At 71.4% G+C, this 20,878-nt stretch carries 13 protein-coding genes and 1 riboswitch; of the genes, 8 read left to right on the top strand and 5 right to left on the bottom strand.

Annotation, left to right across the window (positions count from 1 at the left end; genetic code table 11):
- The first annotated feature begins 29 nt into the window (after nt 1–29).
- Both AB0M59_RS28120 and AB0M59_RS28115 read left to right on the top strand, forming a co-directional pair.
- Nucleotides 30–1,223, top strand: a complete 1,194-nt coding sequence (locus AB0M59_RS28120) for an AGE family epimerase/isomerase (RefSeq protein WP_364620663.1) — start codon at nt 30–32, stop codon at nt 1,221–1,223.
- 34 nt (nt 1,224–1,257) lie between these two features.
- Complete coding sequence (locus tag AB0M59_RS28115) at nt 1,258–2,253, top strand: aldo/keto reductase (protein WP_364620660.1); 996 nt, start codon at nt 1,258–1,260, stop codon at nt 2,251–2,253.
- Here AB0M59_RS28115 and AB0M59_RS28110 read toward each other — a convergent pair.
- Nucleotides 2,250–3,386 carry a cellulose-binding domain-containing protein gene (locus AB0M59_RS28110; protein ID WP_364620658.1) on the bottom strand — a complete coding sequence of 379 codons (1,137 nt, stop codon included), beginning with the start codon at nt 3,384–3,386 and terminating at the stop codon, nt 2,250–2,252. The two genes, AB0M59_RS28115 and AB0M59_RS28110, sit on opposite strands and share 4 nt — an antisense overlap.
- A 426-nt stretch (nt 3,387–3,812) precedes the next feature.
- Here AB0M59_RS28110 and AB0M59_RS28105 point away from each other — a divergent pair, with 426 nt between their 5' ends.
- Nucleotides 3,813–5,306, top strand: coding sequence for a cellulase family glycosylhydrolase (locus AB0M59_RS28105; protein ID WP_364620655.1), 1,494 nt, complete (start codon nt 3,813–3,815; stop codon nt 5,304–5,306).
- A gap of 64 nt (nt 5,307–5,370) precedes the next feature.
- Here the strand turns inward: AB0M59_RS28105 and AB0M59_RS28100 are convergent, their stop codons facing one another.
- Nucleotides 5,371–8,076, bottom strand: a complete 2,706-nt coding sequence (locus AB0M59_RS28100) for a cellulose binding domain-containing protein (protein WP_364620652.1) — start codon at nt 8,074–8,076, stop codon at nt 5,371–5,373.
- 344 nt (nt 8,077–8,420) lie between these two features.
- Here AB0M59_RS28100 and AB0M59_RS28095 point away from each other — a divergent pair, with 344 nt between their 5' ends.
- The 3 genes from AB0M59_RS28095 to AB0M59_RS28085 all read left to right on the top strand — a co-directional run bounded on the left by AB0M59_RS28095 (nt 8,421) and on the right by AB0M59_RS28085 (nt 11,097).
- A complete protein-coding gene (locus AB0M59_RS28095) occupies nt 8,421–9,806 on the top strand; it encodes a sugar porter family MFS transporter (RefSeq protein WP_364620649.1) in 1,386 nt (461 codons plus the stop codon).
- Between the two features lie 95 nt (nt 9,807–9,901).
- Nucleotides 9,902–10,948 (top strand): GNAT family N-acetyltransferase, encoded by a 1,047-nt coding sequence (locus tag AB0M59_RS28090; RefSeq protein WP_364620646.1) that lies wholly within the window; start codon nt 9,902–9,904, stop codon nt 10,946–10,948.
- The gene (locus AB0M59_RS28085) at nt 10,945–11,097 is read left to right on the top strand and encodes a sterol carrier protein domain-containing protein (RefSeq protein ID WP_364620643.1); all 153 of its coding nucleotides are present in this window, start codon (nt 10,945–10,947) and stop codon (nt 11,095–11,097) included. Before AB0M59_RS28090 ends, AB0M59_RS28085 begins: the two co-directional genes overlap by 4 nt.
- A 46-nt stretch (nt 11,098–11,143) precedes the next feature.
- Here AB0M59_RS28085 and AB0M59_RS28080 read toward each other — a convergent pair whose 3' ends face one another.
- Both AB0M59_RS28080 and AB0M59_RS28075 read right to left on the bottom strand, forming a co-directional pair.
- Nucleotides 11,144–12,574, bottom strand: a complete 1,431-nt coding sequence (locus AB0M59_RS28080; RefSeq protein ID WP_364620641.1) for an FAD-dependent monooxygenase — start codon at nt 12,572–12,574, stop codon at nt 11,144–11,146.
- Between the two features lie 120 nt (nt 12,575–12,694).
- Entirely contained in the window at nt 12,695–13,552 is an 858-nt protein-coding gene (locus AB0M59_RS28075) for a TIGR03619 family F420-dependent LLM class oxidoreductase (RefSeq protein WP_364620638.1), read from the bottom strand.
- A gap of 296 nt (nt 13,553–13,848) precedes the next feature.
- Nucleotides 13,849–13,927, top strand: a riboswitch (S-adenosyl-L-homocysteine riboswitch).
- Nucleotides 13,928–13,941: 14 nt separating this feature from the next.
- Between AB0M59_RS28075 and metH the strand changes: the two genes are divergently transcribed.
- Entirely contained in the window at nt 13,942–17,595 is a 3,654-nt protein-coding gene (metH, locus tag AB0M59_RS28070; RefSeq protein ID WP_364620635.1) for a methionine synthase, read from the top strand.
- Here the strand turns inward: metH and AB0M59_RS28065 are convergent.
- Nucleotides 17,577–18,734 (bottom strand): FAD-dependent monooxygenase, encoded by a 1,158-nt coding sequence (locus AB0M59_RS28065; RefSeq protein WP_364620632.1) that lies wholly within the window; start codon nt 18,732–18,734, stop codon nt 17,577–17,579. The genes metH and AB0M59_RS28065 overlap by 19 nt on opposite strands.
- 199 nt (nt 18,735–18,933) lie before the next feature.
- Between AB0M59_RS28065 and AB0M59_RS28060 the strand changes: the two genes are divergently transcribed.
- Nucleotides 18,934–20,817 (top strand): hypothetical protein, encoded by a 1,884-nt coding sequence (locus AB0M59_RS28060; protein WP_364620630.1) that lies wholly within the window; start codon nt 18,934–18,936, stop codon nt 20,815–20,817.
- The last annotated feature ends 61 nt before the right edge of the window (nt 20,818–20,878 follow it).

Below are 20,878 nucleotides of genomic sequence, written 5' to 3'. Positions count from 1 at the left end.
ACCGGGCCGGCCGTGGAGAAGGGCAGAGAGTGGACAGTCCGTCATCGGTTCCCGCCTGGGTGCGCGCCGAACCCGCCCGGCTCCTCGGCTTCGCCGCGCATGCGGCCCACCCCGCCGGCGGCTTCGCCTGGCTCGACGACGCCGGGCACCCGGTCCTCGACCGGCCCGTCGAAACCTGGATCACCTGCCGGATGACGCACGTCTTCGCGCTGGCGCAGCTCCAAGGTGTGGCGACCGGAGGCCAGGTCGCGCACGGTGTCGAAGCGCTGACCGGCGTCCTGCACGACCCGGACCACGGCGGGTGGTACGCGACGACAACGTTGTCAGAGAAGCGCGCCTACGAACACGCCTTCGTCGTCCTGGCGGCGTCGAGCGCGGTCGCCGCCGGTGCCGAAGGTGCGGAACCGCTGCTGGCCGAGGCCCTCGACGTCGTCGAACGCCGGTTCTGGGAACCGGGCCCGGGCCGCGTCGCCGACGTCTGGGACCGCGGCTGGACGGAGCTGGAGGCCTACCGCGGCGCCAACGCCAACATGCACACCGTCGAGGCGTTCCTGGCCGCCGCCGACGTCACGGGCGACCGCGTCTGGGCGGCTCGCGCGCTGTCCATTGTGGACCACCTGGTGCACGGCGAGGCCCGCGCCCACGGCTGGTTGCTGCCGGAGCACTACGACGCGGGCTGGCACGTGCAGCTCGAGCACAACCGGGACGAGCCCGCCCACCCGTTCCGGCCGTTCGGCGCGACCATCGGCCACCTCTTCGAGTGGGCCCGGCTGGCCGTGCACCTCAAGCGGGCGCTCGGGGCCGAGGCGCCGGACTGGCTGGTGCCGGACGCGGCGGCGCTGTTCGCGACCGCGGTGCGCCACGGCTGGTCCGTCGACGGCCGCCCGGGGTTCGTCTACACCACCGACTTCGCCGGGACGCCGGTCGTGCGCACCCGCCTGCACTGGGTCGTGGCGGAGGCGATCGCCGCCGCGTGGACGCTGCACCAGGAGACCGGCGAGGCGGCCTACCTCGACCGGTTCCGGGAGTGGTGCGAGCACGCCGACGCGTGCTTCGCCGACCGTGAACTCGGCTCGTGGCACCACGAACTGGACCCGGAGAACCGCCCCGCGGCGGCGGTCTGGGCGGGTAAACCGGACATCTACCACGCCTACCAGGCGACGCTCCTGCCCGCGTTGCCGCCCGCCGCGTCGTTCGCCGGCGCGCTGATCACGCGCGGCTAGACTGCGTCAGACCCCCATGCCGACGAGGAGAACCATGTCGCCTTACGCCGCCGCCGAAGACCGCTACGCGGGCATGCCGTACCGGCGGGCCGGGCGCAGCGGGCTGAAGCTGCCCGCCGTGTCGCTCGGCCTGTGGCACAACTTCGGGGACGACAAGCCCCTCGACGTCCAGCGCGCGGTGCTGCGCCGGGCGTTCGACCTCGGCGTGACGCACTTCGACCTGGCCAACAACTACGGCCCGCCGCCCGGCGCGGCGGAGGCGAACTTCGGCCGGCACTACGCCGCCGACTTCCGCCCGTACCGCGACGAGATCCTGGTGTCGTCGAAGGCCGGCTACCTGATGTGGGACGGCCCGTACGGCGAGTGGGGCTCGCGCAAGAACCTCCTGGCCAGCCTGGACCAGAGCCTCGCGCGCACCGGCCTGGACCACTTCGACGTCTTCTACTCCCACCGCCCGGACCCGGAGACGCCGATCGAGGAGACCATGGGAGCCCTCGACACCGCCGTCCGGTCCGGGAAGGCGCTGTACGCGGGCATCTCCAACTACTCGCCGGAGCAGACGGAAGCCGCGATCGCCGCGCTCGACGAGCTGGGCACACCGCTGCTGATCCACCAGCCGTCCTACTCGATCCTCAACCGCTGGGTCGAGGACGGCCTCCAGGACACGCTCGAGGCGCACGGCGTCGGCTCGATCGCGTACTCGCCGCTGAGCCAGGGCCTGCTGACCGACCGCTACCTCGACGGCGTCCCGGCCGATTCGCGGGCGGCCGGCGCGAGCCCGTTCCTCACGAAGGACCGGCTCACCGAGGAAACCCTGGCGACGATCCGCGCGCTCAATGACGTCGCGAAGCGGCGCGAGCAGACGCTGGCGCAGCTGGCCATCGCCTGGGTGCTGCGGCGCGGCCGCGTCACGTCCGCGCTGATCGGGGCCAGCAGCGTCGCCCAGCTCGAGAACACCGTCGCGGCGACGGCGAACCTCGATTTCACCGACGACGAGCTGGCCGAGATCGACCGGATCGTCGCGGCCTAGCAGCCGATCCTGGCGCTGCCCAGGGCCACGTCGTCGAACCAGAGCGTGTCGGCGTCGGTGCCGTAGCTCTCCCAGCCGAGCCGCAGGTCGGTCACGGCCGGGTGCCAGGCCCGGCCGAGCCACTGCTGGTCGACGTCGGGAGTGGGCACGCCGTCGACGACCAGCCCGGGCACCTCGGCCGAGCCCAGCCACGTCCGCAACTGCCCGGCCGCGCCGTCGATCGCGAACTCGAAGCACGACCACGCGCCGGTCGGCAGCGGGACGCTCTGGGCGACGCCGGCCGGGCTCTGCGCGGGCAGCGTCGCGTCGTCGGACTCGCGGTTCCACTGCAGGGCCCGGTTCTGCCCGCCGGCGCGCAGGTCGCGGCCGCCGTCGGCGGTGTCGCGCAAGGCCATGAACGTGACGTGCCCGGCCGGTAGCGCGGTCGTGTGGCGGACCCAGAACCGGCCGTACAGCACGCCGGAGCCGGGCACGCTGGTGCCGAAGAAGGCGTGGTTGCAGTAGCCGCCTCCGCCGGCCACCTTCACCGAGCGGGTGCCCGAGTGCGCGACCGCGGTGTCGACGGTGACCGTGCCGGTGCCCTGGCAGTTCGCCGCGCCGACGCTCCACCGGCCGCCCGGTGCGCTGCCGGTCTGCTGCTCGAAGTCGTCGCAGAACGTCGCGTCCGTGCACCCGGCGGGTGGCGGCGCGGTCGTCGTGGTGGTCGGTGTCGTCGGGGTGGTGGACGGGGGAGCGGTGTCCCCGCACGCGACGCCGTTGAGCGCGAAGTCCGCGGGCTCGGTGTTGGTTCCGCTGTAGGTGCCCTGCAGGCCGAACGAAACGGTGCCGCCGGCGGGCAGCGCGGCGTTGTAGGGCAGGCTCTCCGCGGTCACGGCGGTGCCGGACTGGCGGACGGTGGCGTTCCAGGCCGACGTCACGGACTGGTTCCCGGCGTAGTGCCAGGTGAGCGCCCAGGAAGCGAGCGCGGTGGCGCCGTTCGTCACGGTGATCTCGGCGGTGAACCCGGTCTGCCACTGGTTGACGCGGTAGCCGACCGCGCAGGCCGGCGCGGCCGTGGCCGGTCCGGCCGCGACGACCACGGCGGTGCCGGCGGCGAGGCAGAATCCGGCGAGGGCGGCGGCGAACCTGTGCATCGGGGGCCTCCCGGGACGCGGACAGGGGCGCCGCGGCTCGCGCCACGGCGCCCCTGGGTGGTGGCCGCGTTCTGACGAGGCGACCTGGCATGGGAGCGCTTCCAGCCGCCGGAAAGGTAACCCCGGTGTGTCGTCGTTGTAAAGCGCGACCCGGACGCGAGCCGACCCCGTGGTCCGTTTTCGGGTGCGTCGGCGAGGACCTTCATCGACTGAACGCTCCTGAACGGCCGAAGCCGTTGGGAGGCAAAGCATCTCGTGGTCGCGCTGCGCCACCGGCCGGTGGCGCCGGATGCGGCCGTTGGAGTGGATTCCGGGAATTCCTGCCGAAGATCACGGCGGGGTTTACAGCGACTGGCGGCGGCGGGTACTGTCCACCGCTGCTGGGAGCGCTCTCATGATTTCTGTCCTGTCTCAAGGGAGTGATCGATGCGTTCCGGACCAGCACTGCTCGGCGCCGTCAGCGCGCTCGCCGTCGTCGGCGCGACGACGGCGTTCACGCTCGGCACACCATCGCCCGCTTCGGCGGCGACGGCCTGCGAGGTCGGCTACTCGGTGAACGACTGGGGAAGCGGTTTCACCGCCAACCTCAGCCTGAAGAACCTCGGGACGGCGCCGCTGTCCGGCTGGCGGATCAGCTACGCCTACACCGGGAACCAGCAGCTCCAGCAGGGCTGGAACGGCACGTGGGCGCAGTCCGGCAAGACCGTCACGCTCACCCCGGCGACCTGGAACGGCACGATCGCCCCGAACGCGTCGGTCACCGCCGGCGCCAACTTCGCCTACAGCGGGGCCAACGCGGCGCCGGTGTCGTTCAGCGTGAACGGCGAACCGTGCGGGGGCACCCAGCCGCCGACGACCACGCCGACGACCCCGACCACCACCACGACGCCCACGCAGCCGCCCGGTGGGGCGCCCGAGCTGCACGTCTCGGGCAACCGGCTGGCCGACGCCGCGGGCACGCCGGTGACGCTGCGCGGGGTGAACCGCTCCGGCGGCGAGTTCGCGTGCGTGCAGGGCAACGGCCTCTTCGACGGCCCGATGGACGCGGCCTCGGTGGCCGCCATCAAGAGCTGGCACGCGAACGTCGTGCGCGTGCCCTTCAACGAGGACTGCTGGCTCGGTCTGTCCAACGTGGACCCGAGGTACGCCGGCGCCACCTACCGCGCGGCGCTCAAGTCCTATGTGGACCTGCTGCACGAGAACGGCCTGGTCGCGATCCTCGACCTGCACTGGACGCACGGCGTCTACACGGGAAACTCCTCCGCGTGCAGCGACGTCAACGCCACCTGCCAGAAGCCGATGACCGACAGCGAGCACTCGGTCGACGTGTGGACCTCGGTCGCGAACACGTTCAAGGGCGACGACGCCACGATCCTCGACCTGTTCAACGAGCCCTACCTCGACCGCGCGGTCTCCGGCTCGGCCCAGGCGTGGACGTGCTGGCGTGACGGCGGCTCCGCGTGTTCCGGCATCGGCTACCCGGTGGCGGGCATGCAGACGCTGGTGAACGCGGTGCGCGCGACCGGCGCCACCAACGTCATCATGCTGGGCGGCCTCGCCTACTCCAACGACCTCACCGGCTGGCTGCAGTACAAGCCCAGCGACCCGGCCGGCAACCTGGCCGCGTCCTGGCACTCGTACAACTTCAACACGTGCAGCTCCTCGTCGTGCTGGGACAGCCAGCTCGCGCCGGTCGCCGCGGCGGTGCCGTTGGTGGCCGGGGAGATCGGTGAGAACGACTGCGCGAGCGGGTACGTCAGCGGCGTGATGGACTGGTTCGACCGGCACCAGGCGTCCTACCTCGGCTGGACGTGGAACACCTGGAACTGCAGCACCGGCCCGGCGCTGATCTCGGCGTACGACGGCACGCCGACGGCGTTCGGCGCGGGCATCCGCGCCCACTTCCTCGCCGCCGGCTGACCCCGATCCCGCTGAAGGCCACTTTCAGGGCACTGGATGCCCTGAAAGCGGCCTTCAGCGGCTTTCAGGTGGTGGTGCAGGCCTTGCCGTTGAGGCTGATCATGGCGGGCTTTGTGTTGGTGGCGCCGGAGGTGCCGGTGAAGCCGAACTCGGCGCTGCCGCCCGCCGGGATCGTCTTGTTCCACCCCGCGTCGACCGCCGACACCGCCGCGCCGGACTGCGTCACCTGCGCGTTCCAGGCCTGCGTCACGCGCTGGCCATCGGCGAACGACCAGGTGACCGTCCAGCCGTCCACCGGCGCGGTCCCCGTATTCCCGACCTTCACCCCCGCCTGGAAGCCGCCCTGCCACTGGTTCGTGACCGTGTAGGCCGCGGTGCACGACGAAGACGGCACCGGCGTGGTCGTGGTGGTGGTCGGCGGGGGAGTGGTCGTCGTCGTCGTGGGCGGCGGCTGGTCACCGCCGGACTCGCCGACGATCACACCCCGCCCGTTCGTGCCCACGTACACCCGGCCGTACACCCGCGGATCGCCGCTCAGCGCCGCCCCGATGTTGCCGTACTGGTGCCGGTCGTCGTTGATCCGCGTCCACGACACACCCGCGTCGTCCGACCGGAAGATCCCGCGCACCCCGCCGATCTTCGCAATGGTGTATAACGCCGAATACGTGCGGCCGGAAGCGGCCTTGCCGAATCCGATGTTGTCGGCTTCGGTGACTCCGCTCAGTTTCGTGAAGGACGCTCCGGAGTCGGTCGAGTGCCAGAGACCGTACGTCGTGCCGGAGCCGCCGGCCAGCCAGACGTCGCCGGTCACGCCCGTCATCGCCTTGAAGTGCACCGACGCGCTGGGCAGCCCGGTGGCCGCGGTCGCGGTGAACGTCGCGCCGCCGTCGGTGCTGACGTAGAACCGGCCCGCCGCGAACCCGTAGAACCGCTTCGGGTCCACGCGGTCGGCCTCGACCACCGCGCCCGCCGGGATGCCGGCCGACGCCGTCCACGATGAGCCGAAGCCCACGGAGTAGCTGACCGGGGTGCCGTCCGGGCTCCACACGAACCGGCTGCCGTCGGCGGCCGCGGCCACCGTCCCGCCGCTCGCGCCGCCGCCCGGTTCGGCCCCCTGGAACCAGTTCTTGCCGCCGTCGGTGGAGAAGGCGATCCGGTTGTCGTTCGGCCGGGCGGTCCGGTCGAGCGTGCCGGTGCGGACGATCGTCGCCGGGTTCAGCTCGGCGTAGTCGAGGCTGGTCGTCGTCGTGAACACCGGGGACGTGAACATCGCCGACGGGACGGCGTCGAGGCTGTCGTGCCGGAACCCGCCGATGTCGCCGAGGCCGGAGAGCAGCGGCGCCCCCGACGGCGGGCTGATCAGGTCCAGCACGGCGGTCTCTTCGAGGCCGCCGACGACCGGCTTGATCGTGATCTTGCCGCCGCTGTCCCACTTTGTCAGGTCGGAGGTGCCGTAGATGGTCGCGCCGGTGCCGTAGAGCAGGTGGTTCGAGTCGAACGGGTCGATCTCGACCGACTCGGTCATCCAGCCCAGCTTGGGCGAGGGCACCGGGGGAGCGGCCTGGACGCCGAAGGTCAGCCACGGCACCGCGGAGATGTCCTGGCTGTAGCGCAGCGACCGGTCGGGGTAGCTCGTGAAGTCCCAGATCCGGGTCCAGGTGGCGCCGCCGTCGGTGCTGCGGAAGAAGATGACGTCCGGCCACCACGACACCTGCGTCGCGACCATCAGCGTGCCCGGGTGCTGCCGGTCGATCGTCAGGCCGCTGTAGCCGAAGTAGTCGTCGGCGCTGTCGGAGGCGATGGGGCTGATCCGCGTCCACACGCCGGTCTTCGTGGCGTACTTCCAGACGTCGCCCTTCGCGCCGTCGTAGGGGCCTCCGGTGTCGCTGGTCGCGAGGTAGAGGTAGCCGCCGACCGGGTCGAGGACACCCTTGTGCGCCAGGAACCCGGTGGGCTGGCCGGCCAGGCGCGCCCACGTCGTGCCGCCGTCGGTGCTGCGGTAGACGGTGTTCGCCTTGTCCGCGACGCCGACGTAGATCGTCTGCGTGGTGCTGCCGCGGGTGCCGGTCGACGGGTCGAACGTCACCCAGGTGACGCCTTCGTTGTCGCTGGAGTAGCCCGACGGGTCGCTCGGGTCCGGTGTGTAGTTGCCCGGGTTGGGGAAGGCGGTCACCTTCGCCCAGGTGACGCCGGAGTCCGTGCTGCGCCAGAGTCCGTTGCCGCTCGGGGCACCCAGGTAGAGGACGCTGTCGCGGTTCGGGTCGATCGCGAGCCGCTCGCCCATGCCGCGGCCGGGCATGTTGCCGCCGAGCTTGAACGGCAGCGCCGCGGCCTGCCAGGTGGCGCCGCGGTCGGCCGAGCGCAGGACGGCGCCGGTGTTCGGGTCCCAGCTGTTGGTGTACATGCCCGCCGCGGCGTAGACCCGGTTCGGGTCGACGGGGTCGGTGGCCAGGCTGACCACGCCGTTGTGGCCCCAGTCGGCCCAGCCGACCGAGTCGAGCAGCGGGAGCCAGCGGCCGGTGGCGGCGTTCCAGCGGTACGCGCCGCCGATGTCGGTGCGGGCGTAGGCGAGGCCGGGTTCGGCCTGGTTGAAGACGATGCCGGGGACGAACCCGCCGCCGCCGATCTCGGCGTTGCGCCACGTGGTGGTCGCGACGGCGGCGGGGGACGCCGGCGCGGCGGCGACGGTGACCGCGATGGCGGCCGGCGTCAGGACGGCCAGCAAGGTCGCGAGCAGTTGTCTCGGTGATCGGGAACGTGTGCTTCGCACGTTTGCCTCCACAGGTCTGCCGACAGGAGGCTGGGAGCGCTTCCAGGAAAGTTAAACCAAGGCTCGGACCAGGTCAAACGCTTCGACGATTTCGCTCGCGAGGCAGTGTCCACAATGGATTTGGTGAACCTCGTACGGCGGCGAGGCGTGTCCATTGTGTACCGATTCGCGACCGGAAAGGAGGATGCGGCGGACGGAGCAATGTTGTGCGCCAACCGGTATCACGTATGTGAATGGCGATCACGTTTCTGAATCGTTATCAACGACTGTCTTGCCCGGTTTTTTCCGGCGTGTGAGTGTGGTGCCGCTGGCTGGACTGGACCTACGAAAGAGGCGACCCGGCAATGACGCAGACAGCCCCGGCGCGGCATATCAGCCGAACCACCCTGTACTTCTTCGGCGCGCTCGGCGGCATCCTCTTCGGTTACGACCTCGGGGTGATCTCCGGGGTGCTCCCGTTCATCGGGAAAGCCTGGTCGCTGACCGCCTGGGACAAGGGCGTGATCACGGCCAGCCTGTCGGTCGGTGCCATCGTGGGCGCGCTGTTCTCCAGCCGCATCAACGAAGCACTCGGCAGGCGGCGCACCATCATGGTCGCCGCGGTGATCGTCATCGTGGGCACGCTGGCGGCGAGCTTCTCGCCGACGTTCGCGCTGCTCGTGATTTCGCGGCTGATCATCGGCCTCGGCATCGGCCTTTCGTCGTCGACCGTGCCGACGTACTTGTCCGAACTGGCGCCCGCGCGGTTGCGCGGCGCGATGGGCGCGCTGAACCAGATCTTCATCGTGCTCGGCATCCTGATCGCGTTCCTGGTCAGCTACTGGCTCGGCCCGATCTCCGCGTGGCGCTGGATGTTCGCCGGCGCGATCGTGCCCGCCGCGATCCTGCTCGTCGGGCTCGCGTTCCTGCCGGAGACGCCGCGCTGGCTGCTCAAGAACGGCCAGGAAGCGGAAGCCCGGCGGGTCCTGGAGAGCGCGCACGGCAACACCGTGAACCTGGATGAGGAGATCGCGACCATCCGCGAGGTCATCCAGATGGACACCGAGGGCAAGCCGCGCTTCCGCGACCTGTTCTCCGGCTTCGTGCGGCCGATGATGATCGTCGCCATCCTGCTCGCGGTCGGCCAGCAGTTCAGCGGGGTCAACGCGATCAACGCCTACTTCCCGACGATGCTGATCGGCCTCGGCTTCGCCACGCAGGCCGCGCTGCTGTCCGGCGTGCTGCTGGGTGTCACGAAGTTCCTGTTCACCGCATGGGTCGTGTTCGTCGTCGACCGCTGGGGCCGCAAGCCGCTGCTGCTGATCGGCAACGTGATCATGGTGATCACGCTGGTGGCGGCCGGGCTCGTGGTGCTGAACGTCCACGACACCGGGCTGCGCGGCATCCTGATGCTGGTGATGATGGTGCTGTACCTGGTCGGCTACGAACTCGGCTGGGGCGCGGTCGTCTGGGTGATGATGGCCGAGGTGTTCCCGCTGAAGTACCGCGCGACGGGCATGGGCGTCAGCAGCGTCATCCTCTGGGCGGCGACGGGCATCGTGAGCGCGGTGTTCCCGCTCATCTCCGCGGTGGGTTCGCTCGGCATCGGCGGTTCGATGTTCCTGTTCGCCGGGATCAACGTGGTGCTGTTCGTGCTCACGAAGTGGCTCGTGCCGGAGACCAAGGGCCGCTCGCTGGAGCAGATCGAGCTCGACCTCCGGGCGCGGCAGGGGGTCGCGGCCAAGAGCTGACCCCGGGGGGTCTCGGCGGCGGGGCACGACGGTGACGTCGGTGCCCCGCCGTAATTCGGTTGCCCCGGCCGCGGCCGGGGCTGCACTGTGCCCCGATGGAGATCCGTTCCACGACCGAGCAGGACCGCGACGCGTTCGCCGACACCGTGTACGCCGCGTTCGCACGCTTCCCGGAATCCCCGGACGCGCTGTTCTCGGCGCTGGAGATGGAGCGCGGCGTGCTCGCCGTGGCGCCGGACGGGCGGCCCGTCGGCACCGCCGCCGCGTACTCCTTCGAGCTGACCCTGCCCGGGGAGATCCTCGTCCCGGTGGCCGGGGTGACCGCGGTCGGCGTCCTGCCTTCGCACCGGCGCCGGGGTGTCCTGAACGCGATGATGCGGCACCAGCTCGCCGACGTCCGGGCCCGCGGCGAGGTCCTGTCCGTGTTGCTGGCTTCGGAAGCCGGGATCTACCGCCGGTTCGGCTACGGCCCGGCGACCTACACGGAGCGGCTGACGGTGTCGCGCCACCAGGCCGCCTTCGCGCCCCCGCGCGCGGGTGGAGCGGCCGCGTCCGGCTCGATCGAGGTGCTGCGACGCGCCGACTGCGGCGACGTCCTGGAAGACGTCTACGACCGGTATCGCCGCGCCCGGCCCGGGGCGTTGTCCCGGCCGCACCGCTGGTGGGCCGGGGGCGCGGGGCAGCCGCCGGTCTCCGTGGCGCCGCGGTACGTCGCCGTCCACCGGGACGACGACGGCGTCGCGGACGGCTACGCGAGCTACGCGGTGGATGCCGGCACGTTGACGGTCGACGAGACGATCACGGCCGACGACGCCGTCGCGACGGCCCTGGCCCGGTTCGCGCTCGACCACGACCTGGTCACCCGGGTGGTGTTCAAGCACTGCCCGCCCGGGCACCCGCTGCGCTGGCAGTTCGCGGACTTCCGCGCCGGCCAGGCCGAGGACGAGACCGACTGGCTGTGGGTGCGGTTGCTGGACATCCCGCGCGCACTGACCGCACGCGGCTGGGAGGCCGACGGCGAACTGGTCCTCGACGTCGAAGACCCGTTTCTCGACGAGCGAGGCAGTTACCTGCTGACAGTCCGGGACCGCAAGGCAGAGTGCATAGCGACGGACCGGAACCCGATCTTTCGCTGGACGTGAGCGACCTGGGTTCGGTCTACCTCGGCGGCACCGCGCCCAGCACGCTGGTGCGCGCCGGGCACGTCCGGGCCCATCACCCGGAGGCGGCGGCACTCGCCGACGCGCTCTTCCGCGCCGAGCGGCCGCCGCACTGCCTGCACTGGTTCTGACCGGGGCGGAGCCGCCGCGACTTCGCCGAAGCCCTGGGCGTCCCGGTCAGCCGGCAGGCTCGCCGAACCAGCGGGCAAGGTGGTCGTCCAGGTCCTGCTGGTCCTCGCCGATCCAGGCGATGTACCCGTCGGGGCGGATCAGGGCGGCCGGGACGTCCAGTGCCGCGGTGGGATCCGCGATGAGGTCGACCCGGTCCTGCCGGCCCTCGACGGTCAGGCGTTCGGTGCGGTCGAGCACCAGGCCGCGGCCGCGGCGCAGCCGGTCGTAAAGGCGGCCCTGCTTCAGGTCGAGGTCCGGCAGGCGGCGGCCGAGCAGATCGGAGCCCGCGCCGAAGTCGTAACGGATGCCGATCGCGGTGATCTTCTCGATCAGGTACCGGTTCACCGCGTCGATGCCCATCAGTTCGGTGAGCAGCCTCCGCACGGCCCGCGGGCCGGGTCCGGCGGCGTGCAGTTCCCCCTGGGCGCGGGTGCTCTCCAGCACGTCCCCGGCGACCGGCTGACGTTCGGCCTGGTAGGTGTCGAGCAACGTCTCCGGCGCCCAGCCGCGGACCTGCGCGGCCAGCTTCCAGCCGAGGTTGACGGCGTCCTGGACACCCAGGTTCAGGCCCTGGCCGCCGGCGGGCGGGTGGATGTGTGCCGCGTCGCCGGCCAGCAGCACCCGCCCGACCCGGTACCGTTCGGCCAGCCGGGTGGCGTCGCCGAAACGGGACAGCCAGCGCGGGGAGTGCACGCCGAAATCGGTGCCGGCGATGGCGCGCAGCTCCTGCCGGAAATCCTCGAGGGTGGGTGGTTCCGCGCGGTCCTCGCTGACTCCCGCGGCGGGGACCACGACGCGGTAGATCCCTTCCCCGAAGGGCCGGAGGCTGAACACTTTGTTCGTCTCGTGGATTTCGGCCACTTTGGCGGCGATTTCCGCCGGCGGCGCACTCACGGCCATTTCGCCCATCAGCGTGTCGTTCCGCGAGGGCTCGCCGGGAAAGCCGACGCCGAGCAGTTTGCGCACCGTGCTGCGGCCGCCGTCACAGCCGACGAGGTACCGCGACCGCAGCCGCTCGCCGTCGGCCAGTTCGACGGTCACCCCCTCGTCGTCCTGCTCGAACCCGGCCACCGCACAACCGCGCCGGACCTGCGCGCCCAACGCGGTCGCGTGGTCTTCGAGCACCCGGTCGACGACCGGCTGCGGGATCCCCAGCAAATAGGAGTACGGGGAATCCAGACCCTCGGGCGCGGGGGTGGGAATGGCGGCGAAGATACCGCCGACCGGACGCTGTCTTCCGCGTTCGAGCAAACGATCCAGCAGCCCGCGCATCGCCATCAGCTCGAGACTGCGAATGTGCAGGCTCACCACGCGGATGAGCGATGAAACGGGCTCGGGCTCCTTTTCCAGAACCAGTACCCGCACCTCGTGCAACCGCAGTTCGGCGGCCAGCATCGCACCGGTCGGCCCGCACCCGGCAATGATCACATCGAACATGAACCACCCATTCGCGCAGCTCTCCCACCCAGGCGCCGTGCGGCCCCGTTTCCGGATTTCCGCAGGTCCTGGCATCGGCCGCCCATCGTGGGGCACCGCGGGACGCGCCGCAAGCGATATTCACACGGGCGTCACCACGAGCCCGAGCTTGCCGGCCAGCCGGCCGATCCAAGCCTCGACCTCGGCCGGCGCCCGGTCGGGCAACCCGAAGATCGTCTCGGTCACGCCGAGGGAATCCAGGTGCGCCAACCGGTCCGGGTCGGGCCGCTCGCCGAGCGCGCAGATCCGCGGTGACCCCGGGCGTCCCTCGGCGAGCCAGATCTCCTTCAGCAGAGCCACGTGTCCGTCCAGGTCGGAGTCCGCGGGGGTCGTGATCCAGCCGTCCGCGTGGCGGGCGATCCAGCGGAACGTCTTCTCCGTCGGGCCCGCGCCGAGCAGCACCGGGATGTGCGCCTGGACCGGCTTCGGCCACGCCCAGCTCGGGCCGAACGAGACGAACTCCCCGTCGTAGGAGGCTTCTTCGGAAGTCCACAGTGCATTCATCGCTTCGAGGTACTCGCGCAGCGCCGTGCGGCGGCGGTTGCCCGGGATGCCGTGGTCGGTCAGCTCGTCGACGTTCCAGCCGAAGCCCGTACCGAGCGTCACGCGGCCGCCGGAGAGGTGGTCCAGGCTCGCGATCGTCTTGGCGAGCGTGATCGGGTCGCTCTCGACCGGCAGGGCCACGGCCGTGGACAGCCGGATCCGCGACGTCACCGCGGCCGCCGTCGCCAGCGCCACCCACGGGTCGAGGGTGCGGCTGTAGCGGTCGTCGGGCAGGGACGCATCGCCCGTGCGCGGGTGCGGCGACTCGCGCTTCACCGGGATGTGGGTGTGCTCGGGCACGTAGAAGGTGGCGAACCCCGCGGCTTCGGCGGCGCGTGCCGCGGAAGCCGGAGTGATGCCTCGGTCGCTGGTGAACAGCACTATTCCGTAGTCCACGCGAGGAGCGTATTAGAACGTGTTTCAGTTTTCAAGGTCGGCCGCAAGTGCGAAAAGTGGCAACGTGGACGCGGAGAGTAACATCGTGGGCCGCTCGGACGACGATCGAGACGACCCAGGTGCGCAGGCGGGGAGCAGAGCGCCGGCGCGGGACGCGTCAGGGTGGGCCCGAGGACGACACGAGGCGGAGGCAGGGTGGAACCGGAAATCCATTGTGGACTCACGGTGTCCCAGTCAGTGGACGCACCGACGGGGCGGGTTGGCGTGCGTATGCCCGTTTCCAGTACCGTGGACCACAGGTCGAGAGGCGCTGCAACGGACCGCCGGGTCCGCCACGCTCGACCGGGATCCACCGATCAAGGGCGCCTCCCGGATGAGGGAGGCTGCCGGTGAACCCGATCACCCCGCGAGAAACCCCCAGCGAGCCCGAAGCCACCGCGCGCCTGCGCGAGCTGCTCGGGCAGCGGGTGGCGGTGCTCGACGGCGCGTGGGGCACCATGCTGCAGGGCGCCGGGCTCACCCCGGCCGACTACCGCGGCGACCGCTTCGGCGAGCACACCCACGACGTCACCGGCGACCCCGACCTGCTGAACCTCACCCGCCCGGACGTCATCCTCGACGTGCACCGCCAGTACCTCGCGGCCGGCGCGGACATCACCACGACGAACACCTTCACCGCCACCAGCATCGGCCAGGCCGACTACGGGCTGCAGGACCACGTCCACGAGATGAACGTCCGCGGCGCGCAGCTGGCCCGTCAGGCGGCCGACGAGCTGGGCGGGAAGTTCGTCGCCGGGTCGATCGGCCCGCTGAACGTCACGCTCAGCCTGTCGCCCAAGGTCGACGACCCGGCGTACCGCGCGGTGACGTTCGAGCAGGTCAAGGCCGCGTACGCGGAGCAGATCGCCGCGCTCGCCGAAGGTGGCGTCGACCTGCTGATGATCGAGACGATCTTCGACACGCTCAACTGCAAGGCGGCCATCGCCGCCGCCCGCGACGTCGCGCCGCACCTGCCGCTGTGGATCTCGGTCACCATCGTCGACCTGAGCGGCCGGACGCTCTCGGGCCAGACCGTCGAGGCGTTCTGGAGCTCGATCGAGCACGCGAAGCCGCTGGTCGTCGGGGTCAACTGCTCGCTGGGCGCCGAAGAAATGCGCCCGCACGTCGAAGAGCTGTCGCGGATCGCCGGCACCTACGTCGCCTGCCACCCGAACGCCGGGCTGCCCAACGCCTTCGGCGGCTACGACCAGACTCCCGACGAGACCGCCGGGCTGATCGGCGGGTTCGCCCGCGAAGGCCTGGTCAACCTGGTCGGCGGCTGCTGCGGCACGAGCCCGGCGCACATCGCGAAGATCGCCGAAGCGGCGAAGGGCGTCACGCCCCGCGAGGTGCCCGCGCCGCGCACGCACACGCGCTTCAGCGGGCTGGAGCCGTTCGGCATCGGCGCCGACACCGGGTTCGTGATGATCGGCGAGCGCACCAACGTCACCGGCTCCAAGCGGTTCCGGCGGCTCATCGAGTCCGACGACCACCAGGGCGCCGTCGACGTCGCGCTGGAGCAGGTCCGCGGCGGGGCCAACCTGCTCGACGTCAACATGGACGCCGACCTGCTCGAGTCCGAGCAGGCGATGACGACGTTCCTCAACCTCATCGCCACCGAGCCCGAGGTGGCCCGGATTCCGGTGATGGTCGACAGCTCCAAGTGGAGCGTGCTCGAAGCCGGCCTGCGCTGCCTGCAGGGCAAGGGCGTCGTCAACTCGATCAGCCTCAAGGAGGGTGAGGAGCCGTTCCTCGCCCAGGCGCGCATCATCCGCAACTACGGCGCCGGCGTCGTCGTGATGGCGTTCGACGAGCAGGGCCAGGCCGACACGGCCGACCGCAAGGTCGAGATCTGCGGCCGCGCGTACGACCTGCTGACGCAGCAGGCCGGCTTCGCGGGCGAGGACATCATCTTCGACCCGAACGTCCTCGCCGTCGCCACCGGCATCGCCGAGCACAACGGCTACGCGAAGGCGTTCCTCGAGGCGCTGCCGCGGATCAAGGAGCGCTGTCCCGGCGCCCGGACCAGCGGCGGCATCTCGAACCTCTCGTTCTCCTTCCGCGGCAACGACGTCGTGCGCGAGGCCATGCACTCGGCGTTCCTCTTCCACGCCGTGCAGGTCGGCCTCGACATGGGCATCGTCAACGCCGGCCAGCTCGCGGTCTACCAGGACATCCCGGCCGACCTCCTCGAGCTGGTGGAGGACGTGCTGTTCGACCGTCGCGAAGACGCCACCGACCGGCTGGTGAGCTTCGCGGAGAACGTCAAGGGCAGCGGCACCAAGCGCGTCGTGGACCTCTCGTGGCGCGAAGGCACGGTCGGCGAGCGGCTGTCCCACGCGCTGGTGCACGGCATCGTCGACTACATCGTCGAGGACACCGAAGAGGCGCGGCAGCAGCTGGCCCGGCCCCTCGACGTGATCGAGGGCCCGCTGATGGACGGCATGAAGATCGTCGGCGACCTGTTCGGCTCCGGCAAGATGTTCCTGCCGCAGGTGGTCAAGAGCGCGCGCGTGATGAAGCGGTCCGTCGCCTACCTCGAGCCGTACATGGAGGCGGAGAAGGAGAAGGCGCGCCTGGAGGGCCGGCTGGAGTCGTCGGGCGGCCAGGGCAAGATCGTGCTCGCCACGGTGAAGGGCGACGTCCACGACATCGGCAAGAACATCGTCGGCGTCGTGCTCGGCTGCAACAACTACGAGGTGATCGACCTCGGCGTGATGGTGCCGGCCGCGAAGATCCTCGACACCGCGGTCACCGAGGGCGCCGACGCGGTCGGGCTGTCCGGGCTGATCACGCCGTCACTGGACGAGATGGTCGCGGTCGCGGCCGAGATGCAGCGGCGCGGGCTGAAGCTGCCGCTGCTGATCGGCGGCGCCACGACGTCCCGCCAGCACACCGCGGTCAAGATCGCGCCCGCCTACGACAACGCGACGGTGCACGTCCTCGACGCGTCACGGGTGGTCGGCGTGGTGTCCGACCTGCTGGACCCGGACCGGTCGATCGCGCTCGCCGAGAAGAACCGCGCCGACCAGGAGGTGCTGCGCGAGCAGCACGCGAGCAAGCAGCGCCGCCCGATGCTGACGCTCGACCAGGCCAGGGCGAACCCGGAGAAGGTGTCGTTCGACGGCCTGCCGACCCCGGCGTTCACCGGCCGCCGCGTCGTCGAGCCGAGCATCACCGAGCTGCGCGAGATGGTGGACTGGCAGTTCCTGTTCCTCGCCTGGGAGCTCAAGGGCAAGTACCCGGCCATCCTGGAGCAGCCGGTCGCCCGCGAGCTGTTCGACGACGCGAACACGCTGCTCGACGAGATCATCGCGAACGGCAGCTTCCAGGCGAAGGGCGCGTACGCGTTCTGGCCGGCGCACAGCGAGGGTGACGACATCCTGCTCGAAGGCGACTACGCGCACGTCGGGTTCCCGATGCTGCGGCAGCAGACGTCGAAGCCGCTGGACCGCGCGAACCGCTGCCTGGCCGACTACATCGCGCCGGTGGGCGACCACCTCGGCGGCTTCGCGGTCGCCATCCACGGCGCGGGCGAGCTCGCCGCGAAGTACGAGGCCGAGCAGGACGACTACCGCGCGATCATGGTCAAGGCGCTGGCGGACCGGCTCGCCGAGGCGTTCGCCGAGTACATCCACCTGAAGGCGCGCCGTGACTGGTTCGAGCCCGACGCCGAGCCGAAGCTGGAGGACCTGCACGCGGAGCGGTTCCGCGGCATCCGCCCGGCGCTCGGCTACCCGGCCAGCCCGGACCACAGCCAGAAGCGGGAGCTGTTCGAGCTGCTCGGGTCCGGCGACCTGGGCATGGCGCTGACCGAGTCGTACGCGATGACGCCGGCGGCGAGCGTGTCCGGGCTGATCTTCGCCCACCCGGACTCGAAGTACTTCACCGTCGGCAGGCTCGGCCGCGACCAGATCGAGGACTACGCGCGGCGCAAGGGCGTCGAGCGGGCCGAGGTCGAACAGTGGCTGCGGCCGAACCTGGCCTACGAGCCCGAGGCGTAGTCCTTCAGTTCGATGTCGGTGGCGAAGTTGTCGGTCATCTTGAGCATCATGCGGAGGAGGAAGCGGGACTTGAACGTCCAGTCCCGCAGCTTGATCCGCAGCCGGGACGGCGGCGCGAGGAACGGGCCCGCGGTGCCGCGCTGCGAGATCTTGGCGTAGCCGCGGAACTGCTCTTCGTAGCGGGCGAAGGCGGCGCGGTGGTCGCCGTTCGCTTCGAGGAGTTCGCCGGCGAGCACGTACGCGCCGACGACCGCCAGGCCGGTACCGAAGCCGCCGAGGGTGTTGCCGTAGGCGGCGTCGCCGAGCAGGACGACGCGGCCGCGCGAGTAGTGGTCGATGGTGACGCGAGCGAGCGAGTCGAGGTAGAACTCGCGGGCCTGCGGGAGCTTCTCGATCAGCTCGGGCACCCGCCAGCCGGCGTCGCGGTAGGCCGCGGCCACCAGCTTCCGCTGGGTATCGGTGTCGGTGCGGTCGTAGTCCAGCTCGGGTGAGGCGAAGACGAAGAACGCCGACGCCTTCGGCCCGCCGACCGCGGCCATCCGGCCCGGCTCGTTGTACATCACGGCCTCGCCGTCTTCGACCTGCTGGCCCAGCTCGGCCAGGGCGTAGTAGTGGCCGAGGAAGTTGACGTAGTCGCCTTCCGGGCCGAAGGCCAGCCGCCGGACGTTCGAGTGGATGCCGTCGGCGCCGACGACCAGGTCGAACCGGCGCGGGGCGGCGTGGGCGAAGGTGACGTCGACGCCGTCGGCCGTCTCGGTCAGCGAAGTGATGGTGTCGCCGAAGAGGTACTCGCAGTCCGGGGCGCTGCGCTCGTAGAGGATGTCGGCCAGGTCGCCGCGGCGGATCTCGATCTCGCCGCCGGTGAACTTGCCGGGAATCACCGCCTGGGGCCGGCCGTCGGCGTCGATGATCGTCTGGTCGGTGCCGCCGGTCTGGCGGGCCAGAACGTCGTCGAGGATGCCCATGCGCTCCAGCACGGTCCGGTGGGTGGCGCCCTTGAAGTCGACGGCCTGGCCGCCCGGGCGCACCGACGGGGCGCGTTCGACGACGGTGACGGTGCAGCCGTAGCGGGCCAGCCAGAGGGCGAGGGCGGGGCCGGCGATGCTGGCGCCGGAGATCAGGACCTTGAGGTTTCTCATGTCGCAGAGCTTCGCCGGGCCGGCTGACCGGTCCCTGGCGAACCGCTGACGGCGGCCGTCAGCGACGGTCGCGAATGGACCGCACGCGGACCGTGACGGCGGAAAATTCCCGGCCGTGACGAGGGCTTTCCCGCCGGTTTTCGCACGTTGACCCCGGCCGGTCGCGCGGGCACCATTTGCCGGGGGAGAGGGGGCGGCGATGCTGGACAGCGAAACGCGACCGGCGGCCACCGCACTCGGCGAGCTGCTGCGCAACGGGGAGTGCGCACTCGAGGCCGACGGCGACCTGCGCGCCGGCCGGGAGTGGTTCGACCGGGCGTACCGGGCCGCGGAGGCCGAGTGTGACGGGGCGGGGATGGCGCGCGCCGCGCTGGGCCTGGGCGGGCTGTGGGTGCACGAACACCGGAGCGCGCCGGCTGCGGCGTTGCTGCAGGCGCGGCTGCGCAGTGCGCGGACCGCCGTCGACCCGGGGTCGTCGCTGGCCCTGCGGCTCAAGGCCCGGCTCGCGGGCGAGGCCGACTACGGGGCGGGGGAGAGCAACAAGATCCTCGCCGTGCTCGAAGAGGCCAAGCGCGCGGGCGACCCGGTCGCCTGGGCCGAGGCCGCGAGCCTGGCCCACCACTGCCTGCTCGGGCCCGACCACGGCGGCCAGCGCCGCGCGCTGGCGCAGGAGCTGATCACCGAAGGCTTCCGCACCGGCCGCCGCAGCGACCTGCTGATGGGCATGCTCTGGCGCACGGTCGACCTCTTCCTCGACGGCGACCCGCACGCCCAGCGCGGGCTCGCGGACCTGCGCGGCCTGCTGGCCGAACGCGACCACCTCGCGGTCGGGTTCGTGCTCGACGCGATCGACGTCATGCTCAGCATCCGCGCCGGCCGGTTCGACGAAGCCGAAGCGCGCGCGGCGGCCTGCGCGCTGCGTGGCGAGCAGGCCGGGGACGCCGACGCGATCGGCTGGTACACCGCGCAGCTCGGCGCCATCCGGTGGTACCAGGGCCGCGTCGCGGAGCTGCTGCCGGTGCTGCGGGAGACGGTGCACTCGCCGACGCTCAGCGTGGTGGACAACGCGTTCGTCGCCGGGCTGGCCGTCGCCGCCGCTTCGGCCGGGGACGAGCGCGAGGCGGCCGGTGCGCTGGCCCGGCTGCGCGGACAGGACCTGGCCCTGCTGCCGCGGTCGAGCAGCTGGCTCGTGTCGATGTACGGGATCGTCGAGTCGGCGTACCTGCTCTCGGACGTCGAGTCGGCCCTCGCCGCGTACGCGCTGCTCACGCCCTTCGCGCGGCTGCCGATGATGGGCAGCCTCGCCGTCGCCTGCTTCGGCTCGGCGCAGCACGCGCTGGGCGTGGCGATGCTGACCGCGGGCGAGACCGAGCGCGCTCGCGAGCACTTCCGGGCGGCGGTGCGCGACAACCTCGCGCTGGCCCACTGGCCGGCCGCGGCCCTGTCGCGCGCCCGGCTCGCGCAGGCGCTGGGACCCGCCTCGACCGAAGCCGGGCGGGAGCTGGCCGCGGCGACGCGCGAAGCCGAGCAGCTCGGGATGGTGCTGCCCGTCTTCGCCGCCGGCGTCACGGACCGGCGGGTCACGTGCCGTCGCGAGGGCAGCCACTGGGTCTTCGCCCTGGACGGGCGGTCCGCCCTGGTCGAGCACAGCGTCGGCATGGGCTACCTGGCGACACTGCTGGACAACCCCGGCCACGAGCTGACCGCCGTCGAGCTGGCGCACGGCGTGGTCGCCGAGGTGACGTCGGCGCAACCGGTGCTCGACCGGACGGCGACCGGGCACTACCGGCGCTGGCTCGCGAACCTCGAGGCCGAGCTCGACGAGCACGAGGCCAACCACGACGCGGGCCGGGCGGAGAAGGTGCGCACCGAGCGCGACTGGCTGCTGGGCGAGCTGTCGGCCGCCGCGGGCCTCGCCGGCCGGGTCCGCGAGTTCGCGGGCGCCGAGGAGAAGGCCCGGATCGCGGTGGGCAAGGCGATCCGCCGCGCGCTGACCCGGATCGCGGCGGCGGACGCGGTGATCGGCGACGTCCTGCGCGACGGCGTCCGCACCGGCACCCGCTGCTCCTACCACCCCGGCTGAGGCGGTCGTGAGTGGGCTTCTAAAAATCCTTTAAGTATTTAAAGAAAAAAAAAAAAAAAAA

Origin of the sequence: Amycolatopsis sp. NPDC051371, assembly GCF_040682155.1 — a bacterium.
Classification (GTDB): Bacteria; Actinomycetota; Actinomycetes; order Mycobacteriales; family Pseudonocardiaceae; genus Amycolatopsis.
Note: the sequence above shows the minus strand (reverse complement) of the source record. Positions and strands in the feature narration are given on the sequence as shown.